We start from the raw sequence: 18074 nt of genomic DNA on the forward strand, positions 1-18074 counted from the left end.
CACCGATGAAGAACTGGAAGCTGAGATGCAGTCCATGGCGGAGGGTATGAATACCTCAATAGAAGAAGTAAAGAAATACTACGAAAATGAACAGATGAAGGAATATCTGCGGGAAGACATTAAGGAACGCAAACTCTTTGATACCCTCATTGCAGAAGCAAAGATTAAGAAGGGAAAGAAACAGAAATATCTGGACCTGATAGGAAATAATAGGTAAATTATACCCATGAATGAACAGATGAATAACCTGGTACCAATAGTGGTCGAACAGACCGGTATTGGTGAACGTTCCTATGATATTTATTCCCGGCTTCTCAAGGACCGAATTATTTTCCTTGACGGCGAGATCAATGACATTACTGCGGATCTCGTAGTCGCCCAAATGTTGTTTCTTGAAGGCCAGGATCCCGAAAAGGATATAAGCCTGTATATTAACTCTCCCGGCGGATCGGTAACTGCAGGTTTGGCCATTTATGACACCATGCAGTACATTAAATGCGCCGTACAAACCATCTGTCTTGGTCAGGCTGCCAGCATGGCTGCCCTGATACTTGCAGCAGGCACTGCAGGGAAGCGCTTTGCCCTCCCCTCTTCGCGTATTTTGATTCACCAACCCTGGGGAGGCGCTCAAGGACAGGCTAAGGATATCGGTATACAGGCTAAAGAAATCAGCAGGCTTAAAAAATTAACTATCGAGTATTTTGCGAAACACACGGGCAAAACCGAAGCCCAAATAGCCCAAGATATGGAACGGGACTTCTTTATGTCCGCCCAGGATGCAGTATCCTATGGGGTAGCAGACAAGATTTTAATGAGGGAGAAACATGGCACGTCTTCGTAATGGAACCGGAATGCACGAGAGAGCCTGTTCTTTCTGCGGCAAAAGCGCCGATATGGCCCGCCGACTCATCGCTGGACCGAACGATATATATATTTGCGACGAATGTGTGGAAGTCTGCCAGAAAATTCTGGCCGAGGAAGATCATGATCTTTCCACCCAGTTTACCGGCGATATACCTACGCCCAGGGAAATAAAGGACTATCTTGACCAGTTCATTATCGGCCAGGACGCTGCAAAAAAAGCGCTCTCGGTAGCGGTGTATAACCATTACAAACGAATTGCCAATCCTGCAAAAACAGCCGATGATGTTGAAATTGAAAAATCCAATGTACTTCTCATTGGTCCAACGGGTACGGGGAAAACCCTTCTTGCGAAAACCCTTGCTCGAAAGCTAAAAGTTCCCTTTGCAATCGCCGATGCAACAACCCTGACCGAGGCCGGTTATGTCGGCGAAGACGTAGAAAACATTCTCCTTAAGCTAATCCAAAATGCGGGGGGAAATATTGCCGCCGCCGAACGGGGTATTGTTTATATTGACGAAATAGACAAAATTGCTCGGAAGGGTGAAAACGTATCGATAACCCGGGACGTATCCGGCGAGGGTGTCCAGCAGGCATTGCTTAAGATTATTGAAGGCACTATTGCCTCCGTTCCTCCCCAGGGGGGCCGCAAGCATCCCAACCAGGAAATGATCCGTATCGACACGACCAATATTCTCTTTATTTGCGGCGGTGCCTTTGTGGGACTAGATAAATTCATTGAACAGCGGATTTCCCAGCATCCCTTAGGCTTTGGGGCCGATGTTAAAGAACGGAAGGATAAAAATCTCCAAGAGTTATACAAGAATCTCCATCCGGATGACCTTATCCGTTTTGGCATGATCCCCGAATTTATCGGACGGCTTCCTATAACGGTAACGTTGGATGATCTCAAAAAAGAGGATCTCAAACGGATTATCACTGAACCGCGGAACGCAATCCTTAAACAATACAGAGCATCCCTTGCTATCGACGACGTAGAACTTGAGTTTACCGAAGAAGCTATAGACGCCATAGCCGATACGGCTATTAAACAAAAAACTGGAGCCCGGGGCCTCAGGGCCATCGTGGAACGGATGATGACCGATATCATGTTTGAAATCCCCTCTATAGAAGGAAAAAAACGGGTTGTGGTGACCAAAGATGTGGTTCTGAAATCAGAACGGCCGGAAATAATACCGCTCCAGAAAAGCGCATGAGTATACTTTCTGCATTCAAAGGCAGGAATACTAAGGACGAACTCCCTCTCTTACCTTTGAGGGAGTTCGTTGTTTTTCCCCATACCATGATCCCCCTTTTTATTACCTATACAGCAGGCATTCGGGCCATTGAAGAGGCCTTGAAACGGGATCAGCGAGTTTTTGCTGCCTGCCGCAGGGATACAAATAAAGACGAAGAAACCTACCCAATTGGCACCGTAGCCCATATTGTGCAGCAGCTCAAACTGCCCGATGGTTCCTACCGGGTAGTTCTGCATGGTGAATACCGGGGACACATCGCAAGCACTGCGACACAGGATCAAACCTTGTTTGTGACGGTCCAGCCGGTTCAATCCACAGTTACCAACGGGCCAGAAAATGCAGAAATCGAAGCCCTCATGCGGGCCGTGCAGCGGTCCTTTACCCAATATGCGGAACTTTCTAAGAAAATAACCACCGAAGTGTTATCGGCGATTGAACGGGCGGAAAATGCGGAAAAACTCTGCAATATCGCGGCAAACGCGCTGCCCCTCAAAATAGAAAAAAAGATTGAGCTTCTTGAGCTTGACGAAGTCCAGAAACGGCTCCAGACCCTGCTCGAAAATTTAGAGCTTGAAAACGAAATCATATCACTGCAGCGCAAGATTACCGGAAAAGTGAAAAGCCGCATGGAAAAAACCCAGCGGGAATACATTCTGAATGAACAGCTTAAAGAAATTAACAAAGAACTTGGAAAGGATTCGGGGGATGATGAATTTACCGAAATGGAAAAGGCCCTGCAGGCTAAAAATCCGCCGGAAGAGGTTCTTGCCAAGGCTCTCAAAGAGCTCAATAGGCTAAAAAAACTCCAGAGTCTTTCGCCGGAAGCGGGAGTATTGCGGGCCTATCTAGAATGGATCATCGATCTGCCCTGGAATGAAGCAACCACCGACGCCAATGATTTAGCCCTGGCAGAAGAAATTCTAAACCGGGATCACTATAACATGAAAAAACCCAAGGAGCGGATTATTGAATACCTTGCAGTCCGGCAGCTCACAAGCCAGATCAAGGGTCCAATCCTCTGTTTTGTCGGTCCCCCTGGTACGGGTAAGACAAGCCTTGGAAAATCGGTAGCCCGGGCATTAGGTAGAAATTTTGTCCGTATCTCCCTCGGCGGGGTCCGTGATGAGGCGGAGATACGGGGACACCGGAAAACCTATGTGGGAGCCTTACCGGGGAAAATCATACAGTCCATGCGAAAGGCAAAATCAATCAATCCTGTGTTTCTTCTTGATGAGATTGATAAGCTCTCCAGCGATTTCCGCGGAGATCCGGCTTCTGCACTGCTTGAGGTGCTTGATCCGGAACAAAATTCCACTTTTACAGACCATTACCTCGAGGTGCCCTACGATCTATCCAAAGTGCTGTTTATTGCCACCGCCAACTCGCTCCATACTATTCCCCACCCGCTCCTTGACCGCATGGAAGTAATAGAGATACCTGGCTATGGCGAAGAGGAAAAACTCCAAATCGCAAAAAGATATCTGATTCCCAAACAGCTGGAAGAAAACGGCCTTGCAAAGGCGTCCATTAAATTTCAGGATGAGGCTATCCGGGATATTATTCGATATAGAACCATGGAATCGGGTGTTCGGGGACTAGAACGGGAAATAGCCCGCTGTATCCGGCGCCTAGCCAAACATGCAGTCCAGAGCGGGTACGGCAGTTCTAAAGACATTGGAGACTATAAAAAGACAATAAAACTCTCATCTCTCGATAGTCTTCTTGGGAACCGCAAATTCAAACATGACGTGGTCTATAAGGAACCCCGTATTGGGGTGAGCTATGGCCTTGCCTGGACTGAAACCGGCGGGACCATTCTTCCCGTAGAGACTGTCACCTTCGAGGGTTCTGGAGAACTTATAATGACAGGGAACCTCGGGGATGTTATGAAAGAGAGCGCCCGGACCGCCCTGTCTTATCTTCGCAGCATAGCCTCACGGCTCAGACTGAGCAACGAGGATATTGGCAAAACAGATTTTCATATCCATGTACCGGAAGGAGCGATCCCCAAAGACGGTCCTTCCGCCGGTATTACCCTCGCCATTTCCATCCTTTCTACCCTGAGCCAGCAAGCCGTAAAAAGCGGTTTTGCCATGACCGGGGAGCTTACCCTGACGGGAAGGATTTTACCCATCGGGGGCTTAAAGGAAAAGCTTTTAGCTGCTATCCGAAATGGCATGACCGATGTCATTATTCCCCGGGGGAACCTGGAAGATCTCGAAGAATTGGATGCGGATATCCGAGGTGCCTTAAAAATCCATGGTGTTGATCAGGCTGATGAAGCCTTTGCAATCCTATTTGAGCCTTCAATTATAAAATAGCCCCTAAGCCCGCCCCGCGGTCTCCATGATAACCTTAAAAGTCCGTTCCGCACAGCGTTCCCAAGAAAAGAGCTGGGCCCGTTCCAATCCCCGCTGGCGGCATTCTTTGTACACCTCACGATTGGTAGCCAAGGTAACCATTCTGTCTGCCATATCCTCCGCAGAATCGGGGTCAAAATACAAGGCCGCATGTTCTGCAGTCTCAGGAAGAGAAGCCGCACGGGCACAGGCCACCGGAACACCGCAGGCCATGGCTTCCAGAACTCCCATTCCAAAACCCTCATATCGGGACGGAAACACCACCATTTCAGAACCTGCATAGAGTTCGGGCAAGTTTTTAAGCGGGAAATGGCCGGTAAAGAAAATATCGTTCCGATATTGGGAACGGGCAGCAACCTTTTTAACCCGATCTGCATTTTTAGAGTCCGCACCGGCCAATACTAAGCGGTGGGGGTATTTGGTTCGTTCTTTAAATATCGAAAACGCCTCGATGAGCGTGACATGATTTTTAACCGGATGGTCTATCCGTGACACATACAGAATATAGGGACGGCGAAAACTAAATGGTTGAATAAGGATCACACTTTCCTCGTTTCGCGGACGGGGGTAAAATGCTTCTAGATCGATACCGTTAGGGATTACTTCTATCCGGGCTTCTTTTACCCTGGCAACTTCTACCAGTTCCTGTTTAACCCATTCGCTCACCGCTATAATGCGATCTAAATTCCTTAATGAATCAGGAAATACTAGACGCAATACCGCGCCAAGATGCTCCCGGCTCCGCCATGGCCCCCGATAAGCAGCCATATCATGAACCGTACCAACCGTCGGACAGGGGGAATGGAGCGGAAGCCCTCGGTGTGCGGCGGGAAAAAAACAGACTCCATAGCCTCTCGTTTTGGCAAATTCTGGATATCGAAAGATATGCCATAAAGAGTTGGCAGTGCGGCTTGTTTTAAAGGATTGAGAAATAAAGTCCAAGTCACCTGCCACATCGGTATAAGAATATTTATCAAACTCCCATCCAAATAGTTCCAGTGGAGCTTCAGAGCGGGGCATACGTTTTAAAAGCTGGGTTAAATAAACCCCTACGCCCGATTTGCCCCCATCACAGGCAAAAGTATCGATTCCAATCTTCATGAGCCTTCTCCTTAGTTCAGGTCAGCACATTCTACAACTACAGTATGTCAAAAAATCAACAAAAAAGAGCCTGTTCATCTTGTCACGCAATAGATAGCGTGATAAAATGATATCTGTTCATAAAAAACACTACATATAGCGCCTTATTAAAGTGCTTTAATGACATTTAATGAGACTAAAGTAACCGGGAGTAGTATAGCATGAGATGCCCCCATTGTGGCAACTTCGATGACAAAGTAATTGAATCCCGCACCCTCGCCAATGGTGAGGCGATACGGCGGCGCCGGGAATGCAACGGATGCGGCTACCGTTTTACCAGCTATGAACGGATAGAAGACAAACAGTTTATGGTCATCAAACGGGATGGCCGGCGGGAACCCTTTGACCGTTCAAAGATTGAACGGGGAGTTCAGCGGGCACTGGAAAAACGGCCAGTCTCACAGATGACCATAGAAAATATCGTCAACGAGATTGAAGATGCGGTGGTCATCGCAGGTAAGGCAAACCATGAGATATCCAGCAGAGAAATCGGAGAACTGGTGCTCGAAAAGTTGGGTGCCATCGACAAGGTTGCCTATATACGGTTTGCGTCGGTATATCGTCATTTCAAAGATTTGGAAGAATTTGTCCAGGAGATACAAAAGTTGGGGGGTAATGCTTAAATGAAACAGGTGGTTAAACGCTCTGGTAAAATCGAAGCCTATGACCGGCTGAAGATTGAGGCTGCTGTCGGCAAGGCTTTCAAAGCTGTCGGAGTTTCCGAATTAGGCGAAAACGGAAAAAACAAGGTGCAGCTCATTGTGGATCGGGTTGAAGAACTGCTGAAACTCATGATGAAGCAGCGCCACCCCAATTCTATCCCTGCCATAGAAGAAATACAGGACCTGGTGGAAACGGCCCTCATAGAGTTCCGGGAAATCGCCGTAGCCAAGGCGTATATACTCTATCGTTCACGGCACGAGGCTATTAGGGACACCAAAAAACTTCTGGTTGATATTGATGCCACCATGGATGGCTACCTGAACCAGTCTGACTGGCGTGTCAATGAAAACGCCAATGTAAATTACTCCCTTGGGGGACTTATTCTTCACAATTCAGGGACAATTACTGCCAATTACTGGCTTAAAAATATCTATTCAGAAGCGGTAGCTGAGGCTCACCGGAATGCGGATTTTCATATCCACGACCTCTCCATGTTTTCTGGCTATTGTGCCGGCTGGTCCCTTAGGCAGCTTATTCAGGAAGGACTCGGGGGCGTACCGGATAAAATTAGCTCCAAGCCGGCCCGTCACCTGAATACCCTTATGCAGCAGGCGGTGAACTTTCTGGGCTGCCTCCAGAATGAATGGGCAGGGGCCCAAGCCTTTAGTTCCTTTGATACCTATATTGCCCCCTTTGTAAAAATAGATAAGCTCACCGATAAGGAAATTAAGCAATGCCTGCAAAGCTTTATCTTTGGAGTTAATACCCCCAGCCGCTGGGGAAGTCAGGCGCCATTTACCAATATTACCTTGGATTGGACCGTACCCCAGGATCTCCGGAACAAACCGGCAATTGTAGGCGGTAAGGAGATGGACTTTACCTATGGGGATTGCCAGCCAGAAATGGACCGTATTAACAAAATTTTTATTGAACTCATGCTCGAAGGGGATGCGGCAGGCAGGGGCTTTCAGTACCCTATCCCAACCTATAACATCACCGCCGATTTCAACTGGGACAGCGATAACGCTCGGCTCCTTTTTGAAATGACCGCCCGATATGGTACTCCTTATTTCCAAAATTTTGTTAACTCTGATCTTGATCCAAGCGATGTCCGATCCATGTGCTGCAGGCTCCAGCTGGATAAACGGGAACTACGTAAACGGGGCGGCGGACTATTCGGTTCCGACGAACTCACTGGCTCTATTGGGGTGGTGACCATCAACCTTCCCCGCATAGGATACTTGGCAAAAGACGAGGATGATTTCTTTCGCAGACTGAGTCGGCTCATGGATCTGGCCAAGGAAAGTCTTGCGACCAAACGGAAGGTAGTGAACAGACTACTTGAGGCTGGACTATTTCCCTATACAAAACGATACCTCAAATCGCTGGATAACCATTTCAATACCATCGGGCTTGTTGGCATGAATGAATGTCTTTTAAATTTCTTCGGCCCAGACTGCACCATCGCCACTACACAAGGCCAGACCTTTGCGCTTAAGACCTTGCAGTTCATGAGAAACAGACTTGCGGATTATCAGGAAGAGACCGGAGAGCTGTTTAATCTTGAAGCAACCCCTGCCGAATCAACATCCTATCGACTCGCAAAACATGATAAAAAACGGTTCCCCGATATTATCACCGCCGGAACTGATGAGCCCTATTATACCAATTCAACCCAACTTCCGGTGATGCTGACCGATGATATTTTTGATGCCCTGGATCTACAAGAAAGCCTCCAAGCATCTTATACGGGCGGTACGGTTTTTCATACTTTTTTAGGGGAAGCTATTGATGATTGGCGGACTTGCCGAAACCTGGTGAAATCTATTGCCCACAATTACCGGATTCCTTACTTTACCATCTCTCCAACCTTTTCTGTGTGTCCCGTTCACGGCTATCTGGCCGGCGAACACTTTACCTGTCCTCTCTGCAAAGAAGAGCAGGTATCAGCAATACAAAAACGTATCGCCGCTTTGGAACAGGAGCGGGAAACATTATTACAAGGAGTTACAAAATGAGGACCCTGGAACAAATTGAGCAGGAATTACAAGAAGCTCGAAAAGCCCTAGAACATGTTCAAGGAAGGAGTACCGAAGTATACAGCCGTATCGTGGGCTACTACCGTTCGGTCAAAAATTGGAACAAGGGTAAACGAGAAGAATATGAAGAGCGAAAGCTGTTCCGGGTGCCTTCGGAAAAAGAAGGCAGTGCCAAACAATTAGATAAAGCGGAACGAGCCCAGCCGAGACTCATTCTATTTGTACGTTCAGCCTGTCCAGCCTGTCCCCCTGCAAAAGATGCGGCGACAAAACTGGGTATTCCTGTTGAATTGGTCGATGCGGATACCGCACAGGGACTCTCAGAAGCAGCTCGGCTGAATGTACATGCAACGCCGACCGCCATATTCCTTGACACCCATGGGAATGAACTGGGAAGAGCCAGGGATGCACGATCCATTCTGGCCTTTGCAAAGACCCAAAACCGCATCGAGACTGCAGTATAGCTTAAAACACTATGCTTAAGGTGGGTTTACAAAAGACGAGCCTTATCGACTATCCAGGGATAGTGGCGGCAGTGGTATTTTTGCCCCTATGCAATTTCCGTTGTCCCTGGTGTCATAATAGTCCCTTGGTAAATAGGGCCGAAAGTGAAACGGCAGACCTTATTCCCCTGGATACGGTCAATACGCTGCTTTTAAAGCGGCGATCAGTTCTTGAGGGAATCGTTATTTCCGGGGGAGAGCCTACCCTCACCAAAGAACTACCCGACCTTATCAGCCTGTACAAAAATATGGGTTTTAAGGTAAAGCTGGATACCAATGGCAGTAGGAGCGATATTTTAGAGAAACTACTGTCGCACAAAACATATAGGCCCGATTATATTGCCATTGATCTTAAGCTGCCTCCAAACCGGTATGTAGAAGTGGGCGGGGATGGCAATGAACTTCTTAAAAGCATAGAAATGATAAAACAAAGCTCTGTTGCCCATGAATTGAGGACTATCGTACTCCCCGGCACCAATGGAACTACCTCAGATATACAGGAGATGGCGTTACTGATAGACGACACCACACCATGGTATTTCAGCCCCTTTAGGCCCGGAAGCTGTCTTGATCCATCCTGGAATTTGTTGCCTCCCACCAGTGAATCGGAGGTGGCCAGGGCAGCGGATTATGCCCGCAGCCTCGGAAAAAGGGCTTATGTCCGGGGGATAAACCAAAACCTTAGCAAACACTAAGGTTTTATAAATAAAAAAACCTGCCAGGAACAATCCATGACAGGTTTTAGGAGGTCTAGCGGCAATAGGACTTGAACCTATGACCAAACGGATATGAGCCGTTTGCTCTACCGACTGAGCTATGCCGCCGTAGGATGGGCACACCATATCAAATTGTTTAAATTGTGTCAATTACTTTGAGGGGCTTATTATATCAAATTATGCAATTTGGCCGCACTGCTTAAAAGCCCGTTCCAGTAGTTTGCAGTAAGATAATGACGCCTGAGCTCCGCATCTTCGATACGGCTCGCCCGTTTCTGGAGGCGCTTGAATGCACCGCTCAGAGCGGTTGCCCTGTCTATTTCGGATGTACCAATACGCTGCGTAACCAAATAATAACAGTTATAATAAAACACATCATAGGGGTCATATAACCCGGGTTTTAGTTCATCAAGAATAGAATCTAAAAGATTTATACTGCCTGAAGCAGCGCTTTGGAGCTTGCTTTGAGCAAGGGCCTTATAACAAATTGCCTGCCTATACTCAAAATCATAGTGGGGGAATAAAAGGCCCTCTATCTGTGAATAACCACTGGTCCAATCGGCTTGTTCGGTAACTAATGCGTGAAAGGGCTTCTCTTGTCCCAGAAACTCATCGCACAATGTAATACATTCATCATAGTTTTCTAAGAAATACATGAGTTCTATATGCAAGAGAGGATCATAAACAGAAGATGAAACAAAAGTCTGGTTAAGTTGCTCTATAACAGCCCTATTTCCCAATACGCTATAAAGGCTCGAACGTATAAACCAAACTGCTGCTATAGGATTGTTTGACATTTCGTTAAATAGGTCAGAAGCCTGAGCATAATTGCCCATAACAAACTGAATCCGGCCAAGCAAGAACCGAGTCTTGCCTGTCCAAGATTCATTGTTGATGTCCATAAAAGTCTGCATTGCCTGGTTTGCAAAAAAAATGGCCCGAGGTACATTGCCAAGCAAGAAATAAGAGACAGCAGTAAAGAATTCTGCCAAAGCTTTTTCTCGTATATTGCCTGCCCTGTGTGCAGCTTCCAGCGAAAATGAAAGATATTCAATCGCGTCTTCGATACGGTGATGGGCTAATTCAATCAATCCAAAGATTCGGTAAAGCTTGTCCATTCCCTTTTTATTTTTATAATCCTGAAGCAATAGCAGTGCTTGTTTTATTTCTTTTGCAGCTGATTCCAAGTCACCTGTACTCAGCCTGAGAATAGCCGCGTTCATATGGCAATATGCATTAATTCTTGGATGTGCTACCGAAGATGGAATTTCACTCTGCTGAGCTGTTTTCATATCCTGGTAAGAGCCAGAGACAAGAACATGATCGGTCATCATAATGTATTGTATTGGATACAACAAATCGTTACCGACCAAAGAGACCAGCCTTTTCGATTGGGATGCTTGATTGAGGTCGGGAAAATAACCTTCCGACAAATCTTGCAAAATAGAGTCAAGAATTAAATCTGGATCGGCGGTCCCTCCTACCCTTTTATAGGATTCCAAAAAACCCAAGCCAGGATTTAATTCATGCTGGGAAACACTGGCTAACAAGAGTTCTTGAACAAGCGCAAATATGTGCTCCCTATCAGAAGTAGACAAGCGCTTTTGAATATTTTTTTCAGTTTCCGCATCAATAGAGTAGTCCGGCAGGAATGCGGGAAGTATACATGTCGTATCACAAGCCATTAGCATCCATTCAATTGCAAAGGATGAAAATCCTGATTGCCTGAGCTTAGCAGGAATTTCTGATTTTGAATAAACGTACGATAACAGGTGGCAAAGATAGGCTGCGGTGAGAATAGGCTGCATTCCTATAAAACGTGTATCAGATGATTCGGGAATAATGCGCCATAACCTGTTAGAAAACTGAGAAATAACATACTGCCGTTCTACACCATCAAGCCATTCTAATTTGTCTTTTTGCTGCGCGGTAATAAAAACCATGTGAAACGGACTTTTTAAAAACTTTACAAGAAACTGTTTGATTAAATCCTGCAAAGCTATATTGATAGCATCAAGCCGGGAAATGTGCAGCACAACCTGCTTTTCTTCAAAGGCTTCAAGCCACGTTTCAAGCATTTCATAAAGTAAAACCCTGGTCGGTTCGTTTAATACTTCATGCAGCCTTGATACTTTGAGCAGAGAGATCTTTTCATCAAATTCTGTAAAAGACTCTTTCTGGATTTTTATACTGTTTGCAAAGAGTTCTATAAAACCATTTAAGGCTGCAGTACCGGGATTAAATCCAAAGTAAAACTGAATGGCCTTATCATATTTTTTTTCTGCATAAGTTTTGCCTAAAAAGTATAATAGATCCGTATCATTGCCTATTAAAATTTTACATTGAGCCTGAGATACATCCAGTTCTGCAGAAAACCGTCCATAAAGCTCTTCTAATACCGATTGCTTCGTTTCAGGAACTTGCTTTATCTCCTTGAGCTGCGTTATATCGAGATTTGGTAATTGCTCATATAAAAAATAATCGCTAAATAGGGTGGCCACATGGGTAAAAAAATAAATACCGGTGCCTTTTTTGATATGAAAGAGTGATTTAAGAATCCTATCATTCCCTGAATCAGTATCTTTTTGAAAAATAATATAGAATCCCAGCAATTTTTTACGTATATCATCACAGAAAGGAACCAGTTGCCGTATAAAGCTAAAAAATTGAATAGAAAAGGCAAATTTTTCTTCCGAGAACTCGGCAAGCAGCTCTCTGCCAAGGCGTGTAACCTTACCCCCGGATTGCTGTATCATGGTATTTAACGTTTGCTGCACATCGCTCAGCAATTCAGGGCGGGTCCGGTGAAATTGCGAATAAAACCGAATGTTAAAGGACATTTCTATCATATTGTTATTATCATCGTACAAATACCTTATGAAATAAAGTGACAAAACCCTATTGCATAAAAATACATAAATATTGTATATATATCCATACATTGGAGGCAATATGAATCCTGAACAGCTTAAAGGAAGGTCTCTTCTTACCTGGAAGGATTACTCGGCGGAAGAAATCCGGTATTTGTTGGATCTCTCAAAAGAAGTTAAGAAACAGAAAAAACAGGGTGAATTGCACCAGCGTTTTATAGGAAAAACCCTGGCTCTTATCTTTGAAAAACGTTCAACCCGGACCCGCTGCGCCTTTGAGACCGCATTTGGCGAAGAGGGGGGACATCCAGTATTTCTTTCTACCCAGGATATACAATTAGGAGCAAAGGAATCGGTGGAAGATACGGCCCGGGTATTAGGCCGCATGTTTGATGCTATCGAATTCCGGGGCTTTAAGCAGGAGACGGTGGAAAAGCTTGCTGCATATTCAGGCGTCCCTGTCTATAACGGACTTACCGATGTGTTTCATCCAACCCAGGCTATTGCGGATATTATGACCTTGGAAGAAGCCTTTGGTACCAGTAGGGGAAAAAAACTCTGTTTTGTCGGCGACGGCCGCAACAATGTGGCCCGTTCTCTTATGGTCATCTGTTCCAAACTGGGGGTCAACTTTACCGTTGTTACGCCCCACGCCCTCGAGCCTGATCGGTCCCTTGTGGAACAATGCCACATGTATGCGGCTGAAAGTGGTTCCTCTATAGAAATTACGGATAACACCGATGCGGTCAGCGGAGCGGATGCTATCTATACCGATGTATGGGTTTCGATGGGCGAGGAATCCCAGCGGGAATCGCGCATACAGCTATTACGGCCATATCAGGTCAACCAGGGTTTAATGAACAAGACCGGAAAAAAGGAAACCATTTTTCTCCATTGTCTTCCTGCAGTTAAAGGCGAAGAAGTCAGCCCTGATGTCATTGACGGAAATCAGAGCAGAGCTTGGGATCAGGCCGAAAACCGCAAGCATACGGTCAAGGCAATCATGCTGGCGACAATAAAGTAAATTTTCTTCTTGCGCTTGCACAGCACCGCCATGGGTATTATACTGTTTCTGTACTAGCAAAAGGAAATTTCCATGGAAGGGAGGCTCCCGTTGAAAACTCGAACCATACTGCTTGTTGCTGTATTGATGTTGGTCAGCATATTGCCGGGGATAGCTCAGGATGCGCGGATCCCGGCTGATACCAACCCTGACAATTGGGCAAATTTGTTCTATGTCAACGTGCCAGTTGAAAAAATCTATCCCCATACGCTGGGATTCCTCGTACTGTACCGGAAATCTAACAATGAGCTTGGCCGGCTCTACTTGCCCGATGCTTGGTTTGCCGCATCGGGCGGCAAGGGAGACTTAATAAAAATGGATGCCAGCCCTACCTGGCCCTATCTTGTCATTTTCTATAAAGATGGTAAATTCAGTCATGTCAGGTTGTATATAAAACGGGACAAATCACACCCCTCCTGGGGTATCTTGCCGCCCGATGCGAATATAGCCGACAAATTTAACGTAGAGGAAGTAAAGATCGAATTTTAATGAGCCAATTTACATTAGAAAAACTTCAGGAAGCCATCCGTGAAGAACATATAGACGGGTGGCTTTTTTATAATTTTCATCACCGAGACAGTCTTGCGGATGAACTCTTAGACATAGATTCTGGTGTTACTAATTCTCGGCCATGGGTGTATGTGGTTCCCGCAACTGGTTTACCAATAAAAATAGTTCACGCCATAGAACTTAACATCCTCGATAAGCTGCCGGGAACCAAACAACCCTATGCGGGCAAAGAGGCCTTTCATGCAGCACTTCGCCAGTTCTCGGGTAAGCGCCTCGCAGCCCATATGGATGCGGATCTGCCTGTTGTTTCTTTCCTTGATGCGGGAACCCAGTTAAATCTGGAAAAAGCAGGCATAAGGCTCATAAGTGCTGCAAGCCTTATTCAGCGAATTAAGGGGCTCCTTTCCGAGTCGGATCTAGCAAGCCACAAACGGGCTGCGATGGCGCTCTACGAAATTGTTGAAGAAACCTGGGCTTTTGCTTCGCAGCACTTCCATACTAAAACACTTTTGTATGAAGAGGATCTGCAATATTTTATACTGGAAGCATTTAAAAAGCGGGATTTAATCACCGACCATCCCCCGATTATTGCAGCAGGACCTCATGCGGGTGATCCGCATTATGAGCTCACAGGTAGAGGAAGTATCATTCAAAGAGGGGATGTAATTCAGATCGATCTATGGGCAAAAGAAAGAGGAGATCGTTCCATCTATGCAGACATTTCCTGGGTAGGGTATTATGAGAAAGAGATCCCTCCGCATATATCTAGTATCTTTCAGGATTTGATAGACAGCCGCGAACGGGCAATTGAGTTTATTACAGAAAAGCTAAATCAAGGCATACGGCCTACGGGAGCGGCTGTTGATAAAGAGGTTAGAAAACTCCTCGTATCCAGGGGTTATGCAAAGGCTATAAAACATCGGACTGGACATGGAATCGATACTGAATGCCATGGTTCAGGAGTAAATATTGATTCAGTCGAATTTCCCGATGAGCGGAAATTGCTTGACGGAGCCTGTTTCTCTATTGAACCGGGACTCTATTTTCAGGATTATGGTTTTCGTACAGAAATTGATGTATATATATATCAAAATCAGGCAAATATATCGGGAAAAACGCGACAATTTGTCCTGTTAACTCCATAGAGAGGTTCTATGTCTATCGATCACATACCCGAAAAACTGCTCACCTTTATATATGAGGGATCTTCTTTTATAGTTGCGGGCCACAAGGAACCCGATGGGGACTGTGTGGGAAGTCAGTTAGCCCTCTGCTCAGCCTTAAAGCGTCTGGGAAAGAAGGCTGTCCCCTGTTCCGCAGGCCCCTTTAAGCGGCCTGAAATTGCCGGCTATGCAGAGCTCTTTTCTGCACAACCAACGGTCGGACCGGAGGATCGGGCTATTGTGATGGATTGCTCCAGTCTCGAAAGGACCGGCGACCTCGAACAATATCTAACCCATCTCCCCCTTGCAGTTATTGATCACCATGCTTCGGCAAATCCCAAAGGAGATGCGGTATATTTACAGCCCTCTGCCCCATCGGTTACGGTCATGACCTTAGCCCTCATTGAGGCCCTTGGACTTGAACCTACAAAAGAGGAAGCGGAACTCCTTTTTTTTGGACTTTGTACGGATACGGGCTTTTTTAGACATATTGATTACAGCGGAGATTACGCCTTTGACGCCGCGAGCCGACTCATCCGATATGGAGCAAGTCCTAAAAGAACTTTTCAAAAAATTAACGGCGGTAAAAGTCTAGAATCCCGCATACTCCTGGGACTTATACTTTCTCGTACCGAGGCATATTTTGGGGGGAGACTACTTCTCTCTTATGAAAACTTAGAAGACACCGAACGTTTCGGACTCCAGGGAAGGGATTCGGACATGCTCTACCAGCTTTTGCTTTCGGTATCCGATGTAGAAGCGGTGGCGGTTATCCGGCAGGAAAGTCCCACAACCTGCACCGTCGGGCTGCGGTCCCTGGACGCGGTGGATGTTTCGCGGATCGCAGCACAATTCGGCGGCGGTGGTCACAAACAGGCCTCCGGTTTTACCGCTGAAAATACGATTAAAAATCTTAAAGAAGAGCTTATCAGGGCATTTTCGGCAATCATGTAGAGCAAAGCTATAATTGTAACAAATTGTAACTAATTTTGCCCTTTGAGGCTCTTTTCCTCATTTTTTCTCCTTTTGTCCCTGTTCATTTGTAACAAATTGTAAATACCCCTATTATCACCATCTCATTTAAATATTCTTATTATATATATCATAAAGACTTATCATATTAATGCGATACTATCATCCTTAGTTGGCATAATTGCTGCAATCTTAAAAAGCAAGACGGAGGCAGCAAATGGAAGTAAATCCCCCCATGGAACAGCTATTAACCGGGCTCAAGAATGGCTCATTAAGCCAAACTGATTTTGAAAAAAGAGCGCTCTCTCATCTATTACACAATCCGCATCGGTTTAGTCTTAAAGAATTGGCCCCCCATGACCGCATGGACTTTATATGCTTTTATTTCCCTCGATTTAGAAAAGCGGTAGAAACATATAAAGACACGGGCCACAGTTTTGATGCCTATATTCATCGAAGTATCCAGTATGCTCTGCGGGACTATAGGGCAGAAGAACAGTTAAAGCATAAGGAAGAAACACAGATCTGGTACCAAGCAGAAGAATGTTCTCGAGAAATTCAGGAGGGGGCGACCGTACAGGAGATACAAGAACCGTATGATTATGAGGCACCTCCTCTTAAAATACGGAACCCTAAACAAGTCTTGCTCCTGACGCTCAAAGCATACCGCTATATTTCTCCGGATTTTTCCCGTAGAATTGCTCTATCCTTAGGGATCGAGCCGGAAAAACTTGAACATTGGATCAATGAAATCAGAATAAGACGGACTCAAATGGATACCCAGATCGATGCAGTCCAAGCAGCGCTTCAACGGTGCTATATACAAAAGCTTCGATTGGATCGACAAATACAATCCCATGAACTAGATCCGTTTATAAAAACAAAACTGGAATGGCGGGCTGCAAAAAATTTAAGACGATTAGAAAACCTAACGGAACGGCTCAATACTATGAAAAAATCTGCCAGCAACCAAATGGTGGCGGATGTGCTTAAAATTCCCAAAGGAACGGTGGATGCGAATCTACACGCATTAAAACATAAATGGAAAAACCACGATGACCTGTACAACTAGTGCTTGAGCAGTCATCGAGTCCCGTAGTAGGATGCATTTATGCTGGGATACCGTCACGCCTTTCATGCTGGAAATCACGGTGATATCTTAAAACATTTTATCCTGTTTCATAGTCTTGAATATTTAAGGCAGAAAGATGTACCTCTGCTCTATGTAGATACCCATGCGGGAGCAGGTTCATATCAACTTGAATCTGGATATGCGGCTCAAAACAAAGAATGGCTTGATGGATTCCAACGACTACGTCAAACTTTGAGCCCTCTGCCAGAAAGTTTAATACAGTTCAGAGACTTTCTAGAATCCTGGATTGCTCATACAGGTTCTTATCCGGGATCTCCTGCTATTGCGGATCATCTACTGCGGGAAACGGATCGCCGTATTTTTTTTGAAATGCATCCATCGGATTTTTTATTCTTAAAAGAAGCTTTTGAACATAAAAAACAAGTTTCAGTTTTAAATACTGATGGTTTTTCTGGACTAAAGGCATTCCTTCCGCCCCCATCGCGCAGGGCCTGTATTTTTATAGATCCTTCATATGAACTTGCAAGTGATTATGAAAAACTTTTGGAGATGATAAAAGATGCTTTACGGCGATTTGCAACTGGGACATATCTCATTTGGTATCCCCTTTTATCACGGCCAGAGGCGAAAGAATTGCCAGAAAAATTGCTTTCCCTTTACTCCGGGAATCGCTGCAGTATCGAAATACAGGTGACGGAAGCGCATGAACGGGGCATGTTCGGGAGTGGTGTGGTCATCTTTAATCCTCCATGGGTGCTGCACCGAATCATTCCAGAGGCAATACCTATACTTGCTGATATATTGAGTGTCAAAAGAGACAAACCAGAACCCAATTTTCGTTTTCAATTTTTTTAATGAAACC

15 protein-coding genes, 1 tRNA gene and 1 pseudogene are annotated in these 18074 nt (G+C 45.5%); 14 read left to right on the forward strand and 3 right to left on the reverse strand.

What is annotated here, in order from left to right; all coding sequences use genetic code 11:
* The 4 genes and pseudogenes from Q7P68_RS08990 to lon form a co-directional block, all read left to right on the forward strand.
* Positions 1 to 217, forward strand: a pseudogene (locus tag Q7P68_RS08990) (trigger factor); the annotation flags it as partial.
* A gap of 9 nt (positions 218 to 226) precedes the next feature.
* Positions 227 to 841 carry an ATP-dependent Clp endopeptidase proteolytic subunit ClpP gene (clpP, locus tag Q7P68_RS08995; RefSeq protein WP_304224904.1) on the forward strand — a complete coding sequence of 205 codons (615 nt, stop codon included), beginning with the start codon at positions 227 to 229 and terminating at the stop codon, positions 839 to 841.
* Entirely contained in the window at positions 825 to 2078 is a 1254-nt protein-coding gene (gene clpX / locus Q7P68_RS09000) for an ATP-dependent Clp protease ATP-binding subunit ClpX (RefSeq protein WP_304224905.1), read from the forward strand. Before clpP ends, clpX begins: the two co-directional genes overlap by 17 nt.
* The gene (gene lon / locus Q7P68_RS09005; protein ID WP_304224907.1) at positions 2075 to 4441 is read left to right on the forward strand and encodes an endopeptidase La; all 2367 of its coding nucleotides are present in this window, start codon (positions 2075 to 2077) and stop codon (positions 4439 to 4441) included. The genes clpX and lon overlap by 4 nt, the downstream gene beginning before the upstream one ends.
* Before the next feature lie 3 nt (positions 4442 to 4444).
* On the opposite strand, the gene Q7P68_RS09010 is transcribed toward lon, so the two are convergent.
* Positions 4445 to 5581 (reverse strand): glycosyltransferase family 4 protein, encoded by a 1137-nt coding sequence (locus Q7P68_RS09010; RefSeq protein WP_304224908.1) that lies wholly within the window; start codon positions 5579 to 5581, stop codon positions 4445 to 4447.
* Positions 5582 to 5781: 200 nt separating this feature from the next.
* Between Q7P68_RS09010 and nrdR the strand changes: the two genes are divergently transcribed.
* From nrdR to Q7P68_RS09030, 4 genes are read left to right on the forward strand one after another with little or no spacing between them, the layout of a single operon-like run.
* Complete coding sequence (gene nrdR, locus Q7P68_RS09015; RefSeq protein ID WP_304224909.1) at positions 5782 to 6243, forward strand: transcriptional regulator NrdR; 462 nt, start codon at positions 5782 to 5784, stop codon at positions 6241 to 6243.
* Entirely contained in the window at positions 6244 to 8301 is a 2058-nt protein-coding gene (locus tag Q7P68_RS09020) for a ribonucleoside triphosphate reductase (RefSeq protein ID WP_304224910.1), read from the forward strand. It begins immediately after the preceding gene.
* Positions 8298 to 8786 carry an anaerobic ribonucleoside-triphosphate reductase gene (gene nrdD / locus Q7P68_RS09025; protein ID WP_304224911.1) on the forward strand — a complete coding sequence of 163 codons (489 nt, stop codon included), beginning with the start codon at positions 8298 to 8300 and terminating at the stop codon, positions 8784 to 8786. Before Q7P68_RS09020 ends, nrdD begins: the two co-directional genes overlap by 4 nt.
* A 20-nt stretch (positions 8787 to 8806) precedes the next feature.
* The gene (locus tag Q7P68_RS09030; RefSeq protein WP_304224912.1) at positions 8807 to 9520 is read left to right on the forward strand and encodes an anaerobic ribonucleoside-triphosphate reductase activating protein; all 714 of its coding nucleotides are present in this window, start codon (positions 8807 to 8809) and stop codon (positions 9518 to 9520) included.
* A 56-nt stretch (positions 9521 to 9576) separates the two neighbouring features.
* Here Q7P68_RS09030 and Q7P68_RS09035 read toward each other — a convergent pair.
* Positions 9577 to 9649 (reverse strand) — tRNA-Met (locus tag Q7P68_RS09035).
* 59 nt (positions 9650 to 9708) lie between these two features.
* A complete protein-coding gene (locus Q7P68_RS09040) occupies positions 9709 to 12390 on the reverse strand; it encodes a tetratricopeptide repeat protein (protein WP_304224913.1) in 2682 nt (893 codons plus the stop codon).
* Positions 12391 to 12493: 103 nt separating this feature from the next.
* Here Q7P68_RS09040 and argF point away from each other — a divergent pair, with 103 nt between their 5' ends.
* The 6 genes from argF to Q7P68_RS09070 all read left to right on the forward strand — a co-directional run bounded on the left by argF (position 12494) and on the right by Q7P68_RS09070 (position 18067).
* Positions 12494 to 13435 (forward strand): ornithine carbamoyltransferase, encoded by a 942-nt coding sequence (argF, locus tag Q7P68_RS09045; RefSeq protein ID WP_304224914.1) that lies wholly within the window; start codon positions 12494 to 12496, stop codon positions 13433 to 13435.
* A gap of 90 nt (positions 13436 to 13525) precedes the next feature.
* Complete coding sequence (locus Q7P68_RS09050) at positions 13526 to 13963, forward strand: hypothetical protein (protein ID WP_304224915.1); 438 nt, start codon at positions 13526 to 13528, stop codon at positions 13961 to 13963.
* Positions 13963 to 15129, forward strand: coding sequence for a M24 family metallopeptidase (locus Q7P68_RS09055; RefSeq protein ID WP_304224916.1), 1167 nt, complete (start codon positions 13963 to 13965; stop codon positions 15127 to 15129). Before Q7P68_RS09050 ends, Q7P68_RS09055 begins: the two co-directional genes overlap by 1 nt.
* Before the next feature lie 9 nt (positions 15130 to 15138).
* Positions 15139 to 16101 (forward strand): DHH family phosphoesterase, encoded by a 963-nt coding sequence (locus tag Q7P68_RS09060; protein WP_304224917.1) that lies wholly within the window; start codon positions 15139 to 15141, stop codon positions 16099 to 16101.
* A 235-nt stretch (positions 16102 to 16336) separates the two neighbouring features.
* Positions 16337 to 17191, forward strand: a complete 855-nt coding sequence (locus Q7P68_RS09065; protein WP_304224919.1) for a hypothetical protein — start codon at positions 16337 to 16339, stop codon at positions 17189 to 17191.
* A 39-nt stretch (positions 17192 to 17230) separates the two neighbouring features.
* Positions 17231 to 18067 (forward strand): 23S rRNA (adenine(2030)-N(6))-methyltransferase RlmJ, encoded by an 837-nt coding sequence (locus tag Q7P68_RS09070; RefSeq protein WP_304224921.1) that lies wholly within the window; start codon positions 17231 to 17233, stop codon positions 18065 to 18067.
* The last annotated feature ends 7 nt before the right edge of the window (positions 18068 to 18074 follow it).

The organism is Gracilinema caldarium, from assembly GCF_029265695.1.
Classification (GTDB): domain Bacteria; phylum Spirochaetota; class Spirochaetia; order Treponematales; family Breznakiellaceae; genus Gracilinema; species Gracilinema caldarium_A.